The sequence below is a fragment of the Rhizobium sp. SU303 genome, assembly GCF_021052345.1.
Classification (GTDB): domain Bacteria; phylum Pseudomonadota; class Alphaproteobacteria; order Rhizobiales; family Rhizobiaceae; genus Rhizobium; species Rhizobium laguerreae.
Genome location: NZ_CP088095.1, coordinates 2,256,721 through 2,275,918, shown reverse-complemented (window position 1 = coordinate 2,275,918; position 19,198 = coordinate 2,256,721). Strand labels below are relative to the sequence as shown.

Annotated in this window: 21 protein-coding genes; 11 read left to right on the top strand and 10 right to left on the bottom strand. The window is 61.8% G+C overall.

The annotated features are described in order from the left end of the window. Nucleotides 1-41: 41 nt before the first annotated feature. The 6 genes from RlegSU303_RS11425 to RlegSU303_RS11400 form a co-directional block, all read right to left on the bottom strand. Complete coding sequence (locus RlegSU303_RS11425; RefSeq protein ID WP_131718530.1) at nt 42-1,613, bottom strand: serine hydrolase; 1,572 nt, start codon at nt 1,611-1,613, stop codon at nt 42-44. Between the two features lie 134 nt (nt 1,614-1,747). Then, entirely contained in the window at nt 1,748-2,533 is a 786-nt protein-coding gene (locus RlegSU303_RS11420; protein WP_131718529.1) for a hypothetical protein, read from the bottom strand. Between the two features lie 202 nt (nt 2,534-2,735). Further along, nucleotides 2,736-3,341 carry a transglutaminase-like cysteine peptidase gene (locus RlegSU303_RS11415; protein WP_065280051.1) on the bottom strand — a complete coding sequence of 202 codons (606 nt, stop codon included), beginning with the start codon at nt 3,339-3,341 and terminating at the stop codon, nt 2,736-2,738. Between the two features lie 374 nt (nt 3,342-3,715). Continuing rightward, the gene (pip, locus tag RlegSU303_RS11410) at nt 3,716-4,690 is read right to left on the bottom strand and encodes a prolyl aminopeptidase (protein WP_131718528.1); all 975 of its coding nucleotides are present in this window, start codon (nt 4,688-4,690) and stop codon (nt 3,716-3,718) included. 374 nt (nt 4,691-5,064) lie between these two features. Beyond that, a complete protein-coding gene (locus RlegSU303_RS11405) occupies nt 5,065-5,676 on the bottom strand; it encodes a PilZ domain-containing protein (protein WP_003539887.1) in 612 nt (203 codons plus the stop codon). 124 nt (nt 5,677-5,800) lie between these two features. Further along, on the bottom strand, nt 5,801-6,445 hold the full coding sequence (locus tag RlegSU303_RS11400) for a PAS domain-containing protein (protein WP_094085903.1): 645 nt from the start codon (nt 6,443-6,445) through the stop codon (nt 5,801-5,803). Nucleotides 6,446-6,709: 264 nt separating this feature from the next. On the opposite strand from RlegSU303_RS11400, the gene RlegSU303_RS11395 reads away from it, so the two are divergent. Both RlegSU303_RS11395 and RlegSU303_RS11390 read left to right on the top strand, forming a co-directional pair. After that, entirely contained in the window at nt 6,710-7,498 is a 789-nt protein-coding gene (locus RlegSU303_RS11395) for a rhomboid family intramembrane serine protease (RefSeq protein ID WP_131718527.1), read from the top strand. A gap of 93 nt (nt 7,499-7,591) precedes the next feature. Next, nucleotides 7,592-8,026, top strand: a complete 435-nt coding sequence (locus tag RlegSU303_RS11390) for a CBS domain-containing protein (RefSeq protein WP_072638383.1) — start codon at nt 7,592-7,594, stop codon at nt 8,024-8,026. Between the two features lie 65 nt (nt 8,027-8,091). On the opposite strand, the gene RlegSU303_RS11385 is transcribed toward RlegSU303_RS11390, so the two are convergent. The 3 genes from RlegSU303_RS11385 to folE form a co-directional block, all read right to left on the bottom strand. Then, nucleotides 8,092-9,054 carry a patatin-like phospholipase family protein gene (locus RlegSU303_RS11385; RefSeq protein ID WP_094085905.1) on the bottom strand — a complete coding sequence of 321 codons (963 nt, stop codon included), beginning with the start codon at nt 9,052-9,054 and terminating at the stop codon, nt 8,092-8,094. A gap of 116 nt (nt 9,055-9,170) precedes the next feature. Beyond that, entirely contained in the window at nt 9,171-9,623 is a 453-nt protein-coding gene (hisI, locus tag RlegSU303_RS11380) for a phosphoribosyl-AMP cyclohydrolase (protein ID WP_131619872.1), read from the bottom strand. Between the two features lie 25 nt (nt 9,624-9,648). Next, entirely contained in the window at nt 9,649-10,263 is a 615-nt protein-coding gene (gene folE, locus RlegSU303_RS11375) for a GTP cyclohydrolase I FolE (protein WP_018495797.1), read from the bottom strand. A gap of 309 nt (nt 10,264-10,572) precedes the next feature. Between folE and RlegSU303_RS11370 the strand changes: the two genes are divergently transcribed. From RlegSU303_RS11370 to RlegSU303_RS11345, 6 genes are all read left to right on the top strand, one after another. Then, nucleotides 10,573-11,019: an iron-sulfur cluster assembly scaffold protein gene (locus tag RlegSU303_RS11370; RefSeq protein ID WP_017960560.1), complete on the top strand. Its 447-nt coding sequence runs from the start codon at nt 10,573-10,575 to the stop codon at nt 11,017-11,019. A 5-nt stretch (nt 11,020-11,024) separates the two neighbouring features. Next, complete coding sequence (yidD, locus tag RlegSU303_RS11365) at nt 11,025-11,429, top strand: membrane protein insertion efficiency factor YidD (RefSeq protein ID WP_131718526.1); 405 nt, start codon at nt 11,025-11,027, stop codon at nt 11,427-11,429. A gap of 11 nt (nt 11,430-11,440) precedes the next feature. Further along, entirely contained in the window at nt 11,441-11,854 is a 414-nt protein-coding gene (locus RlegSU303_RS11360; RefSeq protein WP_206121030.1) for a DUF2267 domain-containing protein, read from the top strand. Next, nucleotides 11,851-12,378: a DUF1697 domain-containing protein gene (locus RlegSU303_RS11355; RefSeq protein ID WP_131718525.1), complete on the top strand. Its 528-nt coding sequence runs from the start codon at nt 11,851-11,853 to the stop codon at nt 12,376-12,378. Before RlegSU303_RS11360 ends, RlegSU303_RS11355 begins: the two co-directional genes overlap by 4 nt. Before the next feature lie 124 nt (nt 12,379-12,502). Further along, entirely contained in the window at nt 12,503-14,488 is a 1,986-nt protein-coding gene (thrS, locus tag RlegSU303_RS11350) for a threonine--tRNA ligase (protein ID WP_131718524.1), read from the top strand. 106 nt (nt 14,489-14,594) lie between these two features. After that, a complete protein-coding gene (locus tag RlegSU303_RS11345) occupies nt 14,595-15,449 on the top strand; it encodes a lysophospholipid acyltransferase family protein (RefSeq protein WP_131718523.1) in 855 nt (284 codons plus the stop codon). Nucleotides 15,450-15,452: 3 nt separating this feature from the next. On the opposite strand, the gene RlegSU303_RS11340 is transcribed toward RlegSU303_RS11345, so the two are convergent. Next, on the bottom strand, nt 15,453-16,550 hold the full coding sequence (locus tag RlegSU303_RS11340; RefSeq protein ID WP_131718522.1) for a hypothetical protein: 1,098 nt from the start codon (nt 16,548-16,550) through the stop codon (nt 15,453-15,455). A gap of 113 nt (nt 16,551-16,663) precedes the next feature. On the opposite strand from RlegSU303_RS11340, the gene RlegSU303_RS11335 reads away from it, so the two are divergent. The 3 genes from RlegSU303_RS11335 (at nt 16,664) to RlegSU303_RS11325 (ending at nt 19,111) form a co-directional block, all read left to right on the top strand. Further along, nucleotides 16,664-17,248 (top strand): nitroreductase family protein, encoded by a 585-nt coding sequence (locus RlegSU303_RS11335; RefSeq protein WP_131718521.1) that lies wholly within the window; start codon nt 16,664-16,666, stop codon nt 17,246-17,248. Further along, nucleotides 17,248-17,859, top strand: coding sequence for a flavin reductase family protein (locus RlegSU303_RS11330; protein ID WP_131619874.1), 612 nt, complete (start codon nt 17,248-17,250; stop codon nt 17,857-17,859). Before RlegSU303_RS11335 ends, RlegSU303_RS11330 begins: the two co-directional genes overlap by 1 nt. A 109-nt stretch (nt 17,860-17,968) precedes the next feature. Continuing rightward, a complete protein-coding gene (locus tag RlegSU303_RS11325) occupies nt 17,969-19,111 on the top strand; it encodes a DUF2336 domain-containing protein (protein WP_094085911.1) in 1,143 nt (380 codons plus the stop codon). Nucleotides 19,112-19,198: the final 87 nt, after the last annotated feature.

Below are 19,198 nucleotides of genomic sequence, written 5' to 3'. Positions count from 1 at the left end.
CACCGATGCCGCCGGCCATTTAGCAGGCAGCAACGAATAGCTCATTGGGCAGCCGCCCAGCACTTGATGCCTGCCTTCTTCAGTGCTTTGCAGGCGTTGACGGCATCGCGCTGATCGTCGAAGCCGCCAAAGCGGGCGCGGAAGAGTTGGTCACCGCCAGCGGCATAGGCGACCGCGAAGGGCTTTGCCGAGGCCAGCGCCTTGCCGGCCTTGCTCTTGGCGCTTTCCAAAAGGTCCATGGCCATCTGCCGGCTCGGTGAGACGCCGACCTGCACCACCCAGCCGGTCGGAGCGCTGCTAGTTGAAGCAGCACGAGTCGGGGAGGGAGTGGTCGACGCAGTGGTGAGGTTATCGACCGACGTCTCGCCCTGTTCCGACGGCATAGATGCGGGCGTCGGCTTTGGTGCGGCGACCGCTGCCTGCGGCTTGAAGGCCATGGTCTTGACCTTGGTCGGCGCCGGCATCGGTTGTGCTACGAGTGGATTGTCGGATTTCGGCGCAGCGGTCTCGGCATAGGCGACCTCGGTCTCGGCGACCTGATAGCGCGCATCCGGCAGCGGGCCTTTGTGCGGCAGGCTGAGATCGGCAGCGGCTGCCGAAACCGGCGGCTGCGCTGCGGTGATGGTCTTCGCCATTTGCTGAGCCTTCTTGGGCTGGACCGGAGCGGGTGTCTCGATCATCGCCGGGGCAGGGGCTGCCTCGGCGATCAGCGCCGACGATCCGCCACGGCTCGATGCCTTCGGCAGATAGGTGGCGATCAGATTGCGCATCTGGGCATCGCGGGCGGGCGTCGAGGCGCCACCCATCACGACGCCGACGATCGACTTGCCATCGACCTGCACCGAGCTTACCAGGTTGAAACCGGCAGCCCGCGTGTAACCGGTCTTGATGCCGTCGACGCCGCGCACTGAACCGACCAGGCGGTTGTGGCTGCGGATCGTCCGGCTGCCGAACTTGAAGGCGCGGGTAGAGAAATAGCCGTAATATTGCGGGAAATGCTGGCGAAGGGCGATACCGAGGCGGGCCTGGTCGCGCGCCGTCGTCATCTGCGCCGTATTCGGCAGGCCGTTGGCATTGCGATAAGTGGTGCGCGTCATGCCGAGCGCATGCGCCTTGGCGGTCATCAACTGGGCGAAGCGATCCTCGCTGCCGCCGCCCAGCATTTCGCCGAGCGCGGTTGCCGCATCATTGGCCGACAGGGTGACGAGACCGAGTATGCCCTGTTCGACGGTGATTGTACCGCCGGCGCGCACGCCAAGCTTGGTCGGCGCCTGTGCTGACGCATAGGCGGAGAAGGGAACCGGCGTATCGAGGCGGATGCGACCCTGCTCCAATGCCTCGAAGGTCATGTAGAGGGTCATCATCTTGGTCAGGGAGGCGGGGTATTGCAGCCGGTCGGCGTTCTCACTGTAGAGAACGTTGCCGGTCTTGGCGTCGACGACGATGCCTGCATATTTCGGATTTGCCGCTTCCGCGTCGGCATTCACCGAATCGACCATGACGATCGTGACGGCCACCGAAAGGATCGCCAGCAGCCTTGCGAAAAAACTGCCGGATCGGGACGATGATACGGAGGAGACTGACCTTGACACTATTTCACTCTTCGCTTGCATTTCAGATATTTGGCGCTTCAGATTTTGGCAGGAACCGCACACCTCCCGCCGCACAGCTCGTCTTTTAAAATTACCGGCTGGGCGTTACCAATCCGTTTATGATGAATCGTTTATTTCGCTGTCCGGGGAGCATTTTACGGTGTTGTTGCAGAACGGTTCACAAGACGCGCGTCTACAAAGGTGCGGATAGCGGCATCAATATGTTCCCACTCGTCGAGATGGCTGCTTGAGAAGCGGTAGAGAACGCTGAGATCCCTGCCGACTTTGATATCGCGCTGACAATCTCCGCCCGCCGCCTTATCCGGGGCTGACGGCAAGATGCAGCGCACGACGTAATCCGGCCCGCCCTTGACGGGCGCCGTCAGCAGCACCTCGTCGCCGTACCCCGCATCGGCGCGAAGACGGTGCAGCGTCAGCCCGTTGCGGAAGGGTTCGGCCGGTCCTTCGAGCAGATGCGAATAGATCGGCTCCAGCCGCCCGGACATGTCGCGCGACATGGTGCTTTGGGTGATCTGCAGGAAAATCAGCCCGGAGGATTGGGCGATATCGTCGAATCGAAGGTGATTTTCCTTCCCGTAACCCTGCATTTCCGGCCAGGCGAGGTAGAGATCAACGCGTTCGGCGGCGCCTTCATGCCTTTGACTCGGGAAACGGATGGCATTCTCGGGGAATTTTACGGTGTCGCGGCCGATGGCTAACTGGATTTCAACCGTGCTGTCGGTGTTGCCGGCAAGCGAGATATGCCGGCCGAACCAGCGGCCGCCGATGCTGATGGCTATGGTCAGGACCGCCAGGACAGCAATCACCGCCATCGTGCGGAGGAGAAACCCCATGGAAAGAAGCGGCTGCTCGTCGGGTGCGCTGCGCGCGGCATGGCTCATGGCGGTTCTTCGCGTTTCGGTCCGCCGCAGGAAGAACATGAGCCGCCGGTGCCGATGATGATTCTCACCGTCATGATCGGACCGGCAGGGTTAACAATTCACTAATGCGCTGGTGGGGAATCCTTAAAGGGGCGAGCCGTTCCCGGGACAGCGGGAACGGCTCTTGGGCACCGGTCGGGGACGGGATGCGGGGACTGACCGGGCCGCAGGCAGCAACCGGCAAATAGCCGGCAGGCTGTTCTTACTTGACGCTACCGACCGCGACGGCGCGGCCATCCTGAAGCTTGGACCAGCGAGCCGGATCGTCGGCGGACTGGCGCTTCAGATAGGTGTATTCGGTGTCCGACCACAGCAGCACCTTGTTGCGCATGTTGTCGAGGATGAAGTCGCCATGATCGGTACGGACCGTCAGCACGGCATGGCCTTCGCCATTCGGCTGCAGCACGACGGTGATCAGCGTGTCGGAGGGCGAGAAGCCGTCATCGATCAGCATCTTACGCTTCAGCAGGGCGTAATCCTCGCAGTCGCCGACGGTGCGCGGATAGGCCCAGCGCTCCTCGACACCGTAGATCTGCTCATCCGTCATCGGCTGGATCGACGAATTGACGGCGTAATTGACCTTGAGAATTTCCTTCCAGCGATCCTCGGTGAGGATGGCCGGTCCGGCATCGCCGCCGACCTCGACACATTCGGTCGGGTTGGCTTTGCAGAATTCGTAGTGTCCGATAGGCGGGCTGGCATTGCCTGCCAGGGCCATGCTGGCGGGCATCGCCTGTCCCGAACCCGCCATTGCCATCATGATCGCACCGGCCAGGAGGCCGCCTTTCAGGATATTCGCAGTTGTCATTGCCGTCTCCCCGTAAGTTGAGGTGACAATGGCACAGACGTTTTTATCCCACGCAAAATTACGTAATAGAATTAAATGCTTAGTTGATTCAAATGCCGTGAAAACTCGACTAAAAACAGATTCGAATTCGCATAAAATTTGACGCGGATTTGTCTGGAAATCGATTAAAATTGTAATCGACGCAACAAGGCTTTCGCCCGCGAAAGGGTTGCGTTGCCGTCCTCATGTTAAGGATTTTCGTTGAGCCGGATAAATTTCAGCTGCCGGCTGGCTATCTGCGGCGGCGTGCCGCCGGCCGACGATGCCGCCGGAATGGGCCGATTCGGCCGGTTCAAAAGCAGAATATCGCTCAGATCTCCGATCCCGGCGGGAAATTATTTTTGAGGAAAATTGCGAAATCGATCGGTGGCAGCGGCAATTGCCGCGCTCATATCGGGATTTGCGGTGGAATGGGCAGCATGCGCAAGGATGTTAAGCTCGCTTTGCGGCCAGGCGCGGGCCAGTTCCCAGGCGGTGACGAGCGGCGCCTCGATGTCGAGCCTTCCCTGCAGCAGGATACCGCGGATGCCGGTGAGCCGCGCCGCGTTCTTCAAAAGCTGGCCGTCCTCCAGCCAGGCGCCATTGCTGAAGTAGTGGGTGATGATGCGGGCCCGCGTCAGCAAATAGGCCGGATCGGCCCAGCGGCGCGGCAGGCCGTGGGGATCGGCGAGCAGAATCGAGGCGGCCTCCCAATCATGCCAGTCGCGCGCCGCCTTGAGGCGCGTTTCCTGGTCCGGATCGTTGAGGAGACGATGATAGGCGGCAACCATGTCCTCGTCTCTTTGCTGGATGCCTGGGGGAGCTGCCTGGCGGAAACTGTGCCATTCTTCCGGAAAGAGCGGCGCCATGCCGCGATAGAGCCAGTCGATTTCCGAACGCCGGGTGGTGGTCACGCCTGACAGGACGATCGCCGCGACGCGCTCCGGATGGGTTTCGGCATAGGCGAGCGCCAGCGTCGAACCCCAGGAATTACCGAAAAGCAGCCAGGTGTCGATGCCGAGATAGGCCCGCAGCCGCTCGATATCGGCAACGAGATGCCAGGTGGTGTTGACGGAGAGATCGGTTTCAGGATCGGCAGCACTCGGCAGGCTGCGGCCGCAATTGCGCTGATCGAACAGAATAATTCGGTAGGCGTCAGGATCGAAGTAGCGCCGCGCCGCGGTCGAACAGCCGGAGCCAGGGCCGCCATGCAGGACCAGCGCCGGGCGACCCGCCGGATTGCCGCAGGCTTCCCAATAGATCAGATTGCCGTCGCCCATATCGAGCTGACCATGATCATAGGGTTCGATTTCGGGATAAAGAGCTGACATGGGCGCACCTGCGATCGAGGCAGGCCTTATCCGTCATATCCGTGACGAATGGATGACGGGCGAGGGCGAGGCATTCCCGGACGCAAAATCACTGCACAAGTTGGGCGACCTCATTGGTGCCGATCGGTGTCGCAGCTTGTTCCACTCATAATATTACCTACCGACTGGGTGGAACGACTTGCGACAGGATTTCGCGCTTGCTTTCCAAAGCCAAATTCGTTGCCGCTTGCAAATCTCGAGCCGTGAAGTGGAAGCTCTTCAACACGACCTGACCGGGTGCGCACCGGACCTGGCAATCGCATTCGATGGAAGTCCGTCGAGAATTGCAACCCGCCACGGAATCCTCGGCAAGGCAGCGCCATTTCGGCGGCCTGTTAAAGGAATTCCCGCAGCGTCTCGCGGGACTGGATCGACAGGAATTCGATTGCCACACCTTCGACGAAATGGCGCACGACGCGACCGCGCATGTTGCCGAGGCGCACGGCCGTTCCGATCGAAGGGCGCATCTCGACGTCGACGGCAGCGCCCGATAGCGAAAGATCCATGATGCGGCAGGAATAGCGCGTGCCGTCCTCGAGCGTCAGCTCGGTCTTTGTGTCGCGTGGCGTCAAACGGTCATGGCGGCGATCCTCGGGCAGGCCGAGTTCGTGCTTGTTGGCAAGCCAGGTGAGCTGGGCCGCGAGCTTCTCGCGCTTCCGGTCGGTGGCGTTGATCGACATGGTGAAGCCGCGGCCATCGATCGTCTGGACATAACCTTCGACGCGGCCGAGATGGTCGATATAGGCGACGACGCGTTCGTTGGCGCGCGGCCGGCCGAGGCAGGTCACGTACATATCGCCAGGCGACATGTCGATCACCATGCATTCGAATTCCTCGTAGTTCGCAAGCATCAGCCGGCCCTGCATATTGATGGGCACGCGCTGAAAAACGCCCTGTTCAGGGCGCGGCGCAGGTCGTTGCGTCTGAGCTGGCTGGAACGAGTGCATCAAAGGGCTTCTTCATGAAAATCACAGAGACCGATCTTTACCCACAATCCATTAACAGAAGGTTGTTTTGCCCGGTCCCAATATAGCGGAAAACGAGTATACGGGCTGTCCTAAAATGGGACCGTCAGCGCGCCTCGGCGCTCAGCAGCTGCGACACCATGCGGCGCATGACCTGCCCGAAATGGATGCTTTTGCCAGCGACGATCCTGTTGATCGGGCGCGGTTCGGCCGGTGCTGCCTTGTCGAATTTTCCGGGCAGCAGGCGGCTGCGGTCGAGCGCCAGGAATTCGAGCGGTACGATCTCCAGCCAGCTCGCGGCCGCTGCCGGCGCGATCGCGCCGAGCAACCGGTCGCAGGCGCCGTCCGGCGAACGCAGCGGCATCATGATAATCTCGAAGGAGGCCTGATGACCGACGGTGCTGTAGCCGGTGGCGTTGAACAGGGCCGGCATGGCATGGTCCATGACGCCCATCGCCGTGCGTTCGATGTCCGCGAGCTGACCATTTGCCCAGAGAGACGAAAAACGTTCGCCGCGCAGGTCACGCCCAAAGAGATCACAGATGCGGGTGCCGGCGAGCCGGAAACCGATGTCTCCGCCCTCGCGCCTCTCAAGAATGAATAGACTCTGGAGAAGATGCGGGACGGCGGAGGGTTCGACCTGTGATTTCAGCGGCGCATCGGCAGCGCCGCGGATACGGTTCCAGTAGTCAAAAATCTCGATGGTCGTTTGCACACGCATTTCACACCAACCTGTCCCATTCCGGAGCATTTTCGGGCAGTCATTGCCCTTACAGGCTCTACCTTGCGGATTTCATGCCAGATCGCGGCCGTTAAGGTTAAGAGATGGTTTCGGTTGAGGTGCAGTGCCCGTCGTGACACTGTCCTGCCATCGCTTCGACTTTCGAAGTTCAGCACAACCCGCCCGGGCCGAGGTCTTTCCTGGAGCTCAGGGTCATGCCGTCCGGCCCTTCGGACGGCTTTTTTTTTGACAGTCGCTCCTGTATGGCTGTGGCCTCAACGAGGCGAAACACAGATGAATGAGCAGACGGCCGAGCCGCACAAGGCGCCCGAACCTCCCGAGGTCCAGCCGCCGGCACGACCGCGTGAACCGGTCTTCAACCTTCCGCCGGCGTTGTTCTTCAGCCTTTGCCTGCTTGGTGTCATCTATGCGGTGCAGGAGCTCCTGCTGTCCGACGATGCGCAGAACTGGCTGCTCTTCACCTTCGGCTTCGTTCCCGCCCGCTATGTGATTCCGCTGTCGCAGCAGGGGCCGGAGCTGTTCTGGACGCCCGTTACCTATTCGCTGCTGCACGGCAGCTTCCAGCATATCGTCTTCAACGCGTTCTGGCTGATGGCCTTCGGCGCGCCGGTCGTGCGCCGCATCGGGACGCTGCGTTTCGTGCTCTTCTGGTTTTTTTCCGCCGTCGCGTCCGCCATACTGCACGCGGTCCTGAACTGGGGAGACGTGACGCTGCTGATCGGCGCATCGGGCGTCATCTCCGGGCTGATGGGCGCCGCCTGCCGATTCGCCTTTCCAGCCGAACGGCGGCCGATGCTGCCTGCGCATCTCAACCCTCGGCTTTCCATCTTCGCGGCGCTGAAGAGCCGTACCGTCATCATCTTCATGCTGCTCTGGCTGGTCGGCAATGCGTTGATCGCCGTCGGCATCCCGCTCGTCGGCGACAGCGACCAAGCGATTGCCTGGGACGCGCATATCGGCGGCTTCGTCTTCGGCTTCCTGTTGTTTTCGCTGTTCGACCGGGCGCCGCGCCCGCCGGTGATGGAACCTGACGGAACCGAGAAGGATGTGTTGCAATCCTGAGCCGGGCAGTGCACGATCGACCTATATCCGTGCCGGGGGGAGAAACCGCCGCGGATGCCTGTGACAAGTGTTTCACGGACATAGGAGGTTAGAATGACCAGTTCAGTCAAAGCAATCCTCGACCTGAAGGGCAGGGACGTCGTCACCGTCGGGCCGAACGCAACCGTCGCCGAGGCGGCCGCCATCCTCAGCAAGAAGAAGATCGGCGCCATCGTCGTCGTCGGCATGGAGAACCGGATTTCGGGCATGTTCACCGAGCGCGATCTCGTGCATGCGATCGCCAAACACGGCAAGGAAGGCCTCGACCAGCCGCTGGCCCAGGTCATGACCGCGAAGGTCTATCGCTGCCATGAGGAGACGACCGTAAACGAGCTGATGGAGCTGATGACCAGCCGACGTTTCCGTCACGTGCCGGTGGAAAGCAATGGCAAACTTGCCGGCATCATCTCGATCGGCGACGTGGTGAAATCGCGTATCGCCGAAGTCGAGCGTGAGGCCGAGGAAATCAAGGCCTATATCGCCGGCTGAGGTTTTCGCCTGCCTCGCTTGACTAACGTCGTCGTCCAAACCCTCACGCTTTCGGACGACGTGCATCAGGGGTTGCTTGCGTAGACTTCCTGCATGCGCTGGATCTCGGGGAGCCGGGCTCTGGCTTCCTCGTAGCCGCGTTCGATCGCCTCACCGGCCCGGTGGAATTCGGAAAGGCCGATATAGCTGAGGCGCGGCTGCAGCGAAATATCCGGTGGGTCGCCGGCAAGGCGGGCGCGGGCGATCCTGTCCTGGATGATGTTGAAGGCCTGCACCATGACGCCGGTCATGCCGAGGCGCGCATAGGGCGCCTCTTCCTGTTTCTGCACTTCCTGGGCCGACAGGCTGGCATTGTGCCGGACGACGGCCGAGCGGCCGTAGAGATCGTAATTGAGATTGACGGCGACGACGAGCGGCTGCTCGTAGGCGCGGCAGACGGAGACGGGGACGGGATTGACCAGCGCCCCATCGACCAGCGTGCGGTGATTGCTGCGCACCGGCTCGAAAATGCCGGGCAGGGCATAGGAGGCGCGCAGCGCCGTGATCAGCGAACCATTGGCGATCCAGACCTCATGACCGGTATTGACCTCGGCCGCGACCGCGACGAACGGCCGGTCGAGATCCTCGACGTTCAGGCCTTCGAGATGTTCCTGCATGCGCTTGGTCAGCCGCATGCCGCCGAACAGGCCGCTGCCGCCGATGGTGAGATCGAGGAGACTTGCGATGCGGCGCATCGTCAGCGAGCGCGCGAAACTTTCGAGTTCATCGAGCTTGCCAGCGAGATAGCAGCCGCCGACCAGCGCGCCGATCGAGGTGCCGGCAATCATGCCGATCTCGACCTTTGCCTCGTCGAGGGCGCGCAGCACGCCGATATGGCCCCAGCCGCGGGCAGCGCCGCCGCCGAGTGCCAGCGCAATCTTGATTTTCTTTTGAGGCGCCGGAGGCGGGAGCATATCGAGCGTGGTCGACATGCCGGAACCGGAACCCTCGCCTTCAGAGCTTTGACGATGCAGACTCCAGCTCAGCATGGCGCTCTCCCCTCCCAGCAGAACACTTGATTTCCGATAGTGTGCCCGATCAGTTTCCAAATGGTATATAGATGCGGTTTCTGGCGCAATAAGGAGCAATGCCGGGGAATTTCAGGCTATTTTCCGTAGACACCCTGCGGATCGAAATGAAGCTCGTCGTCAACGATATCAAGCATCGGCTTTCCGTCTCGAAGCGTGATCGTCCGGTAGAAGCAGGAGCGGCGACCGGTGTGACAGGTGGCGTCGTGGCCGGCGACCTCGACCTTCAGCCAGATGGCGTCCTGATCGCAATCGGTGCGGATTTCCTTCACCGTCTGGAGATTACCCGAGGTCTCGCCCTTCTTCCAGAGCTTGCCGCGCGAACGGCTGAAATAGTGCGCCGTGCCGGTCTGGATGGTCAGCGCCAGCGCCTGGGCATTCATGTGCGCCACCATCAGCAACTCGCCGTCGCCGGCGTCGGTGACGATCGCGGTGATCAGGCCGCGGTCGTCGAAACGCGGCGTGAAATCGCCGGCGTCTTCCAACGCCGACTTGTCCTCGGATGGTTGATTGAAGATCAGTTGACTCATCGCGGCCCTCCTGAGGGAGCCGGTATCAGCGGCTCCGCACCATGGTCATGAAGCGGGCCTGATCGGCCGGCTCAGTCTTGAACGTTCCCGTAAATGTCGTCGTCAACGTGGTCGAGCCCTGCTTCTGAACGCCGCGCATCGCCATGCACATATGTTCGGCCTCGATCAACACGGCGACGCCGCGCGGATTCAGCGTATCGTCGATGGCCCGGGCGATCTGCGCAGTCATCGTTTCCTGCGTCTGCAGGCGGCGGCCATAGATCTCGACGACACGGGCAATCTTCGACAGGCCGAGCACACGCCCGTCCGGCATGTAGGCAACGTGGGCCTTGCCGATGATCGGCACCATGTGGTGTTCGCAATGCGAGTAGAACGGAATATCCTTGACGAGGACCATGTCGTCGTAACCGGCGACCTCCTCGAAGGTGCGGCCGAGCACGTCTTCCGCCGCCATGTCGTAACCGGCAAAAAGCTCGCGGTACGATTTGACGACGCGGGCCGGCGTTTCGAGCAGGCCTTCGCGCGTCGGGTCGTCACCGGCCCAGCGCAGCAGAACGCGAACGGCTTCCTCCGCCTCCTGCTGGGAGGGGCGATCAGAGTCGCGGTTCGTCTGCGGAAAATTCTTTACGATGGCGTCCATGAACAATGGTCTCCTGGTCCGCACCGCGGACCCATCTGTCGGAATCGCCACTGGTCAATCCCATGCGGGAATTCATGCACCTTTGGCAGGCTCCGGGGCTTTCAGGGCAATTTCAACGCCCGTCCGGCACGGTTTCCCAATCAAACTTACACCAGGCCATTGCATTTTCATGGCCTTCGAACGACATACATATAGGAAGACGGCCATTATATGTAAGTATCCTCACACGACACGGTGTGTTTTTTGTTTTGACGACAATAACGCCCTCAGAGAGGCCGATCCGCAGCGATTTTGGAGCGGAAATCCAGCATGGACGATATCTACAACAGCAAAATCCTCGAATTCGCCGGCAATATTCCGCTGACCGGCACGCTTGATGATGCCGATGCGAGCGCCCAAGCCCATTCGAAGCTCTGCGGCTCGAAGGTGCGGATCTGGCTGAAGATGGATGGCGACACCGTGACCGGTTTTGCCCATGACGTGAAGGCCTGCGCGCTCGGCCAGGCCTCGTCCTCTATCATGGCCCGCCATGTGGTCGGCGCCACGTCGGACGAATTGCGCCAGGCCCGCCAGGACATGCTCGCCATGTTGAAAGCGGACGGGGCGGGGCCTCATGGACGATTCGAAGATATGCGTTATCTGCTGCCGGTGCGGGACTACAAGGCCCGCCATGCCTCGACGATGCTGACCTTCGATGCCGTCGTCGATGCGATCGGGCAGATCGAGGCGAAACGGGCGGAAGTTGTCGAGGCGTAACTGACATGTGCGAGTTCTGCGTTCGGCAGGCTGACGATGAGGACGACGGCGGCGCCGCCGGATCGGACAAGCCGCGTGAAAAGGCCGCACGCACTTCCCGCAACTATACCGGTCCGTTCCGCAAGACGCCCGACCGCCTGCTCGGCATGGGGCTGATCCGCCTCTACCAGCTGACGCTTTCCGGCTTTATCGGCAATTCCTGCCGCCATATCCCGACCTGCTCCGAATATGGCTACGAGTCGATCGCCCGCCACGGTCTTTGGGCCGGCGGCTGGATGACGTTGTTTCGCGTCGGCCGCTGCGGCCCGGGCGGCACCAGCGGCCTCGACCAGGTGCCGGAGATGCTCGGCGACAGCTTCCGCTGGTGGACGCCGTGGCGCTATCTCGCCCTCGGGCGGAAGAAAGGGTGAGCGTCGTGACGATGCCCGGCGAATACAGGCGTGCATCGGAAGACTTCGACCATTATCTCGATGATGTGAGAGCCGATACGCTGATCGACAGCCGCAATGTGGTCTACACTATGACCCAAGGGGTCTTTCAGACGTTCCGCCGCCGCCTCGATTTCGCAGATGCACTCCGGTTTGCCGATGTACTGCCGCCGGTGCTGCGCGCGATCTTCGTCTCCGACTGGAATCCCGACGAGGCCAAACGGTCCTTCGAGGATCGTTCGGCGATGACGCGGGAGGTGCGGTCACTGCGCGGTGACCATAATTTTGCGCCCGACACCGCCATCCGAGACGTGGCGATGGCCGTTCGAAAACATGTCGACGCAGCCGCATTTGACAAAGTGCTGAAGACCTTGCCCGACGGCGCAGAGGAGTTCTGGCAGCCATGAGCACCTTCATCGCCCTTCTGCACAGCATTGTCCTGACGCCCGACCGCCGCGTCATCATGCAGGATTTGCGTGCCCTTGCCGAAGAGCTCGGCTATCGCGAGCCGCGCACGCTGGTTTCTACAGGCAATCTTGTCTTCGAGGCCGACGAGATGCGGCCGCACGAACTCGAGACCCAGCTGGAAGAGGCCTTTGAAGAAAAGTTCGGCAAACATGTCGATATCATCGTGCGCAGCGACTGCACCTGGATGGCGCTTTGCAGCACCAATCCCTTCAAGGACGGCAATGGCGACCAGGTCATCGTCCGGGTGATGCGTCTGCCGGTCGATCCCAAGAAGGTGGAGGCGCTGAAACCGCTGATGACGGAGGGACAGCGCATCGCCGTCGTCGGCGGCGATCTCTGGATCGATTTCGCCGGCAAGCCGAGCCAATCCAAGCTGCTTTCGGCGCTGACGACCAAGCGGCTCGGCGTCGGTACGATGCGCAACTGGAACACCGTGCGCGGGCTGACTGAAATGATTATATAGCCCCCGCTTTTTCTTTACTCAGACAGGAAATCTGGCTATCAGGCGGCAGCGCATTCAGCTCCGCGGAGGCGCTTTCATGTCAACCACCCGCATTCGTTGGCGGGACTGGACAAGGAGAATTTCGATGTCCCAAGCTATTTCCCTGACATTTCCCGATGGTTCCGTGCGCGGCTATGATGCCGGCGCAACCGGCCGGGATGTCGCCGAATCCATTTCCAAGTCGCTCGCCAAGAAAGCGGTCGCCGTTGCGATCGACGGCACCGTGCGCGATCTTTCCGATCCCGTGACGGCCGGCAGGATCGAGATCATCACCCGCAATGACGACCGCGCGCTCGAACTCATCCGCCACGACGCGGCGCATGTCATGGCCGAAGCGGTGCAGGAGCTGTGGCCTGGCACCCAGGTGACAATCGGCCCGGTCATCGAAAACGGTTTCTATTACGACTTCGCCAAGAACGAGCCTTTCACACTCGACGATCTGCCGAAGATCGAAAAGAAGATGAAGGAGATCATCGCCCGCAACGCCGCCTTCACCAAGCAGGTCTGGTCGCGCGAGAAGGCGAAACAGGTCTTCGCCGACAAGGGCGAGCAGTACAAGGTCGAACTCGTCGATGCGATCCCGGAAGGGCAAGATCTCAAGATCTATTACCAGGGCGACTGGTTCGACCTCTGCCGTGGCCCGCACATGGCCTCGACCGGCCAGATCGGTTCCGCCTTCAAGCTCTTGAAGGTAGCCGGCGCCTATTGGCGCGGCGACAGCAACAATCCGATGCTGAGCCGCATCTACGGCACGGCCTTCGCCGAACAGTCGGAACTCGACAACTACCTGCATATGCTTGCCGAAGCCGAAAAGCGCGATCACCGCCGCCTCGGCCGCGAGATGGATCTCTTCCATTTCCAGGAAGAGGGTCCCGGCGTCGTCTTCTGGCACGGCAAGGGCTGGCGCGTATTCCAGACGCTGGTCGCCTACATGCGCCGCCGGCTTGCCGGCGATTATCAGGAAGTCAATGCGCCGCAGGTGCTCGACAAGTCGCTGTGGGAAACCTCCGGTCACTGGGGCTGGTATCGCGACAACATGTTCAAGGTAACGGTTGCCGGCGACGACACCGATGACGACCGCGTCTTCGCGCTGAAGCCGATGAACTGCCCCGGCCATATCCAGATCTTCAAGCACGGGCTGAAATCCTACCGCGAGCTGCCGATCCGGCTCGCCGAATTCGGCAATGTCCACCGCTACGAGCCGTCGGGTGCGCTGCACGGGCTGATGCGCGTGCGCGGCTTCACGCAGGACGATGCTCATATCTTCTGCACCGACGAGCAGATGGCCGCCGAATGCCTGAAGATCAACGACCTGATCCTTTCGGTCTACAAGGATTTCGGCTTCGACGAAGTCACCATCAAGCTCTCGACCCGGCCGGAAAAGCGCGTCGGTTCGGACGAGCTCTGGGACCGCGCCGAAAGCGTGATGATGGGAGTGCTGGAGACGATCCAGCAGCAGTCCAACAATATCAAGACCGGCATCGTGCCGGGCGAGGGCGCCTTCTACGGTCCGAAGTTCGAATATACGCTCAAGGATGCGATCGGCCGCGAATGGCAGTGCGGGACGACGCAGGTCGACTTCAACCTGCCGGAGCGGTTCGGCGCCTTTTACATCGACAGCAACTCGGAAAAGACGCAGCCGGTGATGATCCATCGCGCCATCTGCGGCTCGATGGAGCGTTTCCTCGGCATCCTGATCGAGAACTTCGCCGGCCATATGCCGCTCTGGGTATCGCCGCTGCAGGTGGTGGTCGCAACGATCACCTCGGAAGCCGACGCCTACGGGCTTGAGGTGGCCGAGGCGCTGCGCGAGGTCGGCCTCAACGTCGAGACCGACTTCCGCAACGAGAAGATCAACTACAAGATCCGCGAGCATTCGGTCACCAAGGTTCCTGTCATCATCGTCTGCGGCAGGAAGGAAGCCGAGGAGCGCACAGTCAATATCCGCCGCCTCGGCAGCCAGGACCAGGTTTCGATGGGACTCGAGGTCGCCGTCGAGAGCCTTGCCCTCGAAGCGACACCGCCCGACATCCGTCGCAAGGCCGAAGCAAAAAAAGCTAAGGCGGCCTGAACAAATGGCCGGTATCCGACAGCGCCGAACCCGGCGCTGTCGGAAATCTGATATGTAACTGCAGTATTGTCGCCACGAACGGGGAGCGGGTCATCCCGAGGCCGGAGTGCGCTTCAAAGAATTATCCTATGCCAATGATCGCGATCCGCGCCTGAAGCGTTGGTTGATCCGTTCGATCGAAGGGCTTTCGGGCCGCGACCGCTATCTCAGGCTCTACGACATCTGGCGCAGCGACATCATCGGCAAGAGCGATCGCGTGTTCGCGAGGACGCTCGATCTCATCGACGTTTCGGTCGACGTCAAGGGCAACTGGCCACTTCAACCCGTTCCCGCCGAGCCGATCGTCATCGTCGCCAACCACCCCTTCGGTATCGGCGACGGCATCGCCGTGCTGGCGCTTGCCGAACAGCTCGGCCGTCCCTTCAAGGTGCTGATCCACAGCGACCTCCTGAAGATGCCGGAGATGGCGCCCTATTCGCTGCCGATCTCCTTTGCGGAGACCAGGGAGGCGATGGCTGTGAATATGAAGAGCCGGCACGAGGCGGTGCGGCTGCTCAAGGAAGGCACCACCATCATCGTCTTTCCGGCGGGCGGCGTTGCAACCGCCAAGAAGGGATTCGGCCGCGCCGAGGATCTGCCGTGGAAGATGTTTCCGGCAAAACTCATCCAGGCGACGCATGCCAGCGTGCTGCCGATCTATTTCGAGGGCCAGAACGGCCGGCTGTTTCATCTGGCAAGCCAGGTGTCGATGACGCTGCGGCTGTCGCTGCTGATCGGCGAGTTCCGCCGGCTGTCCGGCAGCACGATCACGGCGCATATCGGCGAGGTGCTGACCTGGGAGGCGCTGAGCAGTGGTGCCGATCGCAAGGGTCTGCTTGCCCGTCTCTATGAGGCCGTCTTCTCGATGGCGCCGAAGCGCGCCTTTCAAACGTCTCGGCCGAGCCGAAGCCGCTCGCGGTAAAAATCAATCGAGGCTGGTGTCGTCGCCGCCCTGCGGCACGAGCTGTTCGTAGGAGGGCAGCGGCGCCACCGGAGCCGGCTGGACGCCTGGCGGCGGCGGTGTGCCGACCGGCACCTGCTGCACCGTGCGGGCCGCGCTGACCGGCGGCTGCGGCTGCTGGTCCTTCATCAGAACCTCGACATCGGTGTTCCTGCCGGCGACGACGGTGAAATCGCGCTGGTAGATCTTGTCCTTGTTGCGGGCGACGGCGGAATATCCGCCTTCGGCGAGAACCATGGTCGGGAAGGCGCTGACACTTTCGCCGACACTGTCGCCGGCCGCCGTCAGGATCGACCATGCCGTATCGGCGATCGCCTCGCCGCCGGCGTCGGAGACCAGCTTGAAGGTGATCTGCGCGGCACGATGCTGGATCGTCGCCTCGGTCAGCTTGCCGGCCTCGACCTGGATGTCGGCGCGGATCACGGCGTTGACGCTGCCATATTCAGAAACGATGTGATAGGTGCCGGCATTGAGACGGACGACGGTATTCGGCGAGACATCGGCCACGACGAGGCCGCGCTCGCCATCGTCGCGCACTTCCGAGGAATAGATCGAAAAGCTCAACTGGTCGGGGCGAATGCGGGCGTCGGCGCCGGAGACGGCATTGAGCAGCAGGCCGCCGGCATCGAGCACCATCACCTGCTTGTCGACCTCGCCTTCAGCGGGCACGGTCAGTTTCTTGGTGACCCCGGCGCGGCCGAAGGAGACATTGACGAAATAATCGCCGGGGGCGAGCTGGAAGGCGGCAGGCCCGCCCTTGGCACTGGCGATCAGCGGCAGCTTGCCATCGGTTCCGGCGATCGGGCTGAAGACGTACCAGGAAAGGCCCTCCTCAACCGGCGTGCCGTCCGCCGTCAGCTTGGCTTCCATCGGGACGTCGCGCAGCTTGACCCCTTCAGGCACCGTGCCGGGCGCGATGAAGGCATCGAGCTTCGGCATCTTCGGTGTCGATTCAAGCTGTTTGAATTCCTTGAAGGCATCCTGAGCGCCGGCGCCGAGGGGCATCAATACCATCAGGGCAATGGCAAGGCCGATGCGTGCAAAAGGCAAAATGCCAAACATCTGTTTCGTGAACCGATTGACTTCTGAAATAGCAAAGGTCACTTCAAGACCAACGCGATGGCAAATTCAAGACCCACCCTTTGCAGCAGCATAAAAATGAGAGCTTCTCCCGTATGAAATCCGATATCAAGCTGATCGACTACCTCGCCGTGCGCCGCTCCATCCCCGCTTTTCAGATGTGCGAACCAGGCCCCGAGAAGGCCGAGATCGAGGAGATCCTGCGTCTCGCCTCGCGTGTTCCCGATCACGGCAAGATCGCGCCCTGGCGCTTCATCGTCTATCGCGGAGAGCAGCGCGTGCGTCTCGGCGAGGAGCTTCTGACGCTGGCGCTTCAGACAAAGCCCGACCTTTCCGAAGAGATGATCCAGGTCGAACGCAACCGTTTCACCCGTGCGCCCGTGGTCGTCGCCGTCGTCAGCAAGGCGGGGCCGCATATCAAGATCCCGGAATGGGAGCAAATGATGTCGGCAGGCGCGCTTTGCTTCAACGTCATCCTCGCCGCCAATGCCAATGGTTATGTCGCCAACTGGCTGACGGAGTGGTTCGCCTATGACGAGCGCGCTTATCCGCTGCTCGGCGTCGGGCCCGATGAAAAAGTAGCGGGCTTCATCCATATCGGCTCGACGACATTTCCGGCGATCGAGCGGCCGCGGCCGGAGCTTGCCGATACCGTGACATGGGTCGGCGGAGAAGACTGATGTTCTACACCACCGACAGCAACCGGCATGGGCTCGCGCATGATCCTTTCAAGGCGATCGTGTCGCCGCGCCCGATCGGCTGGATCGGCAGCAAGGGCAGGGACGGATCGATCAATCTGGCGCCCTATTCCTTCTTCAATGCCGTTGCCGACCGGCCGAAGCTGGTGATGTTTTCTTCGGCCGGGCGCAAGCACAGCCAGCGCAATGCGGCAGAGACCGGCGTCTTCACCTGCAATTTCGTCAGCCGCGATCTCGCCGAGAAGATGAACCTCTCCTCGGCGGCGCTGCCCTATGGCGACAGCGAATTCGACTTCGCCGGCCTGACGGCGAAGCCGGCCGAACTGATCGACGCGCCCTATGTCGGCGAGGCTTTTGCGGTGCTCGAATGCAGGGTGACCGAGATCATCGAGCCGAAGACGCTGTCGGGCGAACCATCCGAAAACGTCCTCGTCTTCGGCGAAGTGGTCGGCATCCGTATCGACGAAGCGATCGTCAGGGACGGCCGTCTCGACATGTCGATCGCCCGACCTTTGGCCCGCATGGGCTACATGGATTACAGCGAAGGCAGCGATGTTTTCGAGATGATCCGGCCGAAGACGCAGCAAGGCTGAGCCGAACCCGGCAAGGCGCCCAAAGGCTTAAGAAACATGGTGAACCAATCTTAAACCTTTTGCCGCTACGGTCGCAGCAGTGAATGGAGCGCGAGGGAATCGCGTTCAAATGCTGGGGCGTCGCGTGATCGTAGAAGCTTTCCTTCGTTGGATCGAAACGGCCAAGACCGGTGACCGGGCCCGGGCCGCAAACGCCCTCGGGCGCGCCTATCTACAGTCCGAAATGTCCGCGGACGAGCGGGCGGCGGCCGAAATGGCGATGACCTTTCTTCTCGACGATCCGTCGCCGCGCGTGCGGCTTGCGCTTGCCGAGGCGATCGCCTGGTCGCCCGATGCGCCGCGCAACTTGATTCTTTCGCTTGCCGAGGACCAGCCCGAGGTCGCCTGCCACGCGGTGACCTGCTCGCCGCTTTTGAGCGACACCGATCTCGTCGACCTTGCCGCGCGCGGCAACGGCGCCACCCGCATGCTGATTGCCGCGAGAGCGCATGTGACGCGCCCGGTCTCCGCCGCCCTTGCGGAGGTCGGCGACGAGGAGGAACTGCTCTGCCTGCTCGAGAATGACGGCGCGGTGATCTCCAGCCTATCGTTGAAACGCATCGCCGAACGGTTCGGCGACTGCTGCGATATTCGCAACCTGCTTCTCGACCGCAGCGATCTTCCTGCCGATGCCCGCCAGCTGCTGACCCAGCATGTCAGCAATGCGCTTGTGGGATTGCCGCTGGCGCAGGCGGCGATCGGCCTGCAGCGGCTTCAGCGCATCAGCCGCGAGGCGACCGAGGCCGCCATCGTTTCGATCGCCGGCGATATTGCGCCGCGCGAAATACCCGACCTCGTCCAGCATCTGCGCCTCAACGGCCGGCTGACGCCGTCCTTCCTGATGCATGCGCTTTGTGCCGGCAAGGTGGATTTCTTCGCCGGAGCGATCGTCGATCTGACCGCGTGCAGCGAGCGCCGCGTGCGTTCGATCCTGGCAACCGGGCGCATGCATGCCGTGCGCGCGCTCTATGAGTCCGCCGGCCTGCCGAGGGATATCAGCGTGATCTTCGTCGAGGCGACGATGCTGTGGCGCGACGCCGCCAGAAAAGCACCAGGCAGCGTGCTCGGCAATGTCCGCGGCCGTCTTCTCGAAAAATTCCGCCATCACGACGCGCATGGCGCGATCGGCGAGTTGCTCGACATGGTGGAAAAGCTGCACGTTAACGAGCAGCGACAATCGGCCCGCGTCTACGCGGCGCTTGCGGCGGCTTAGCGCATCGGCCCGAAAATCGGAATCGACTTTCGGAAAGCACGATGCGTAGATTCAAAGTGTTAGAGCGTCCTTTGTGCGTCCGAAAGG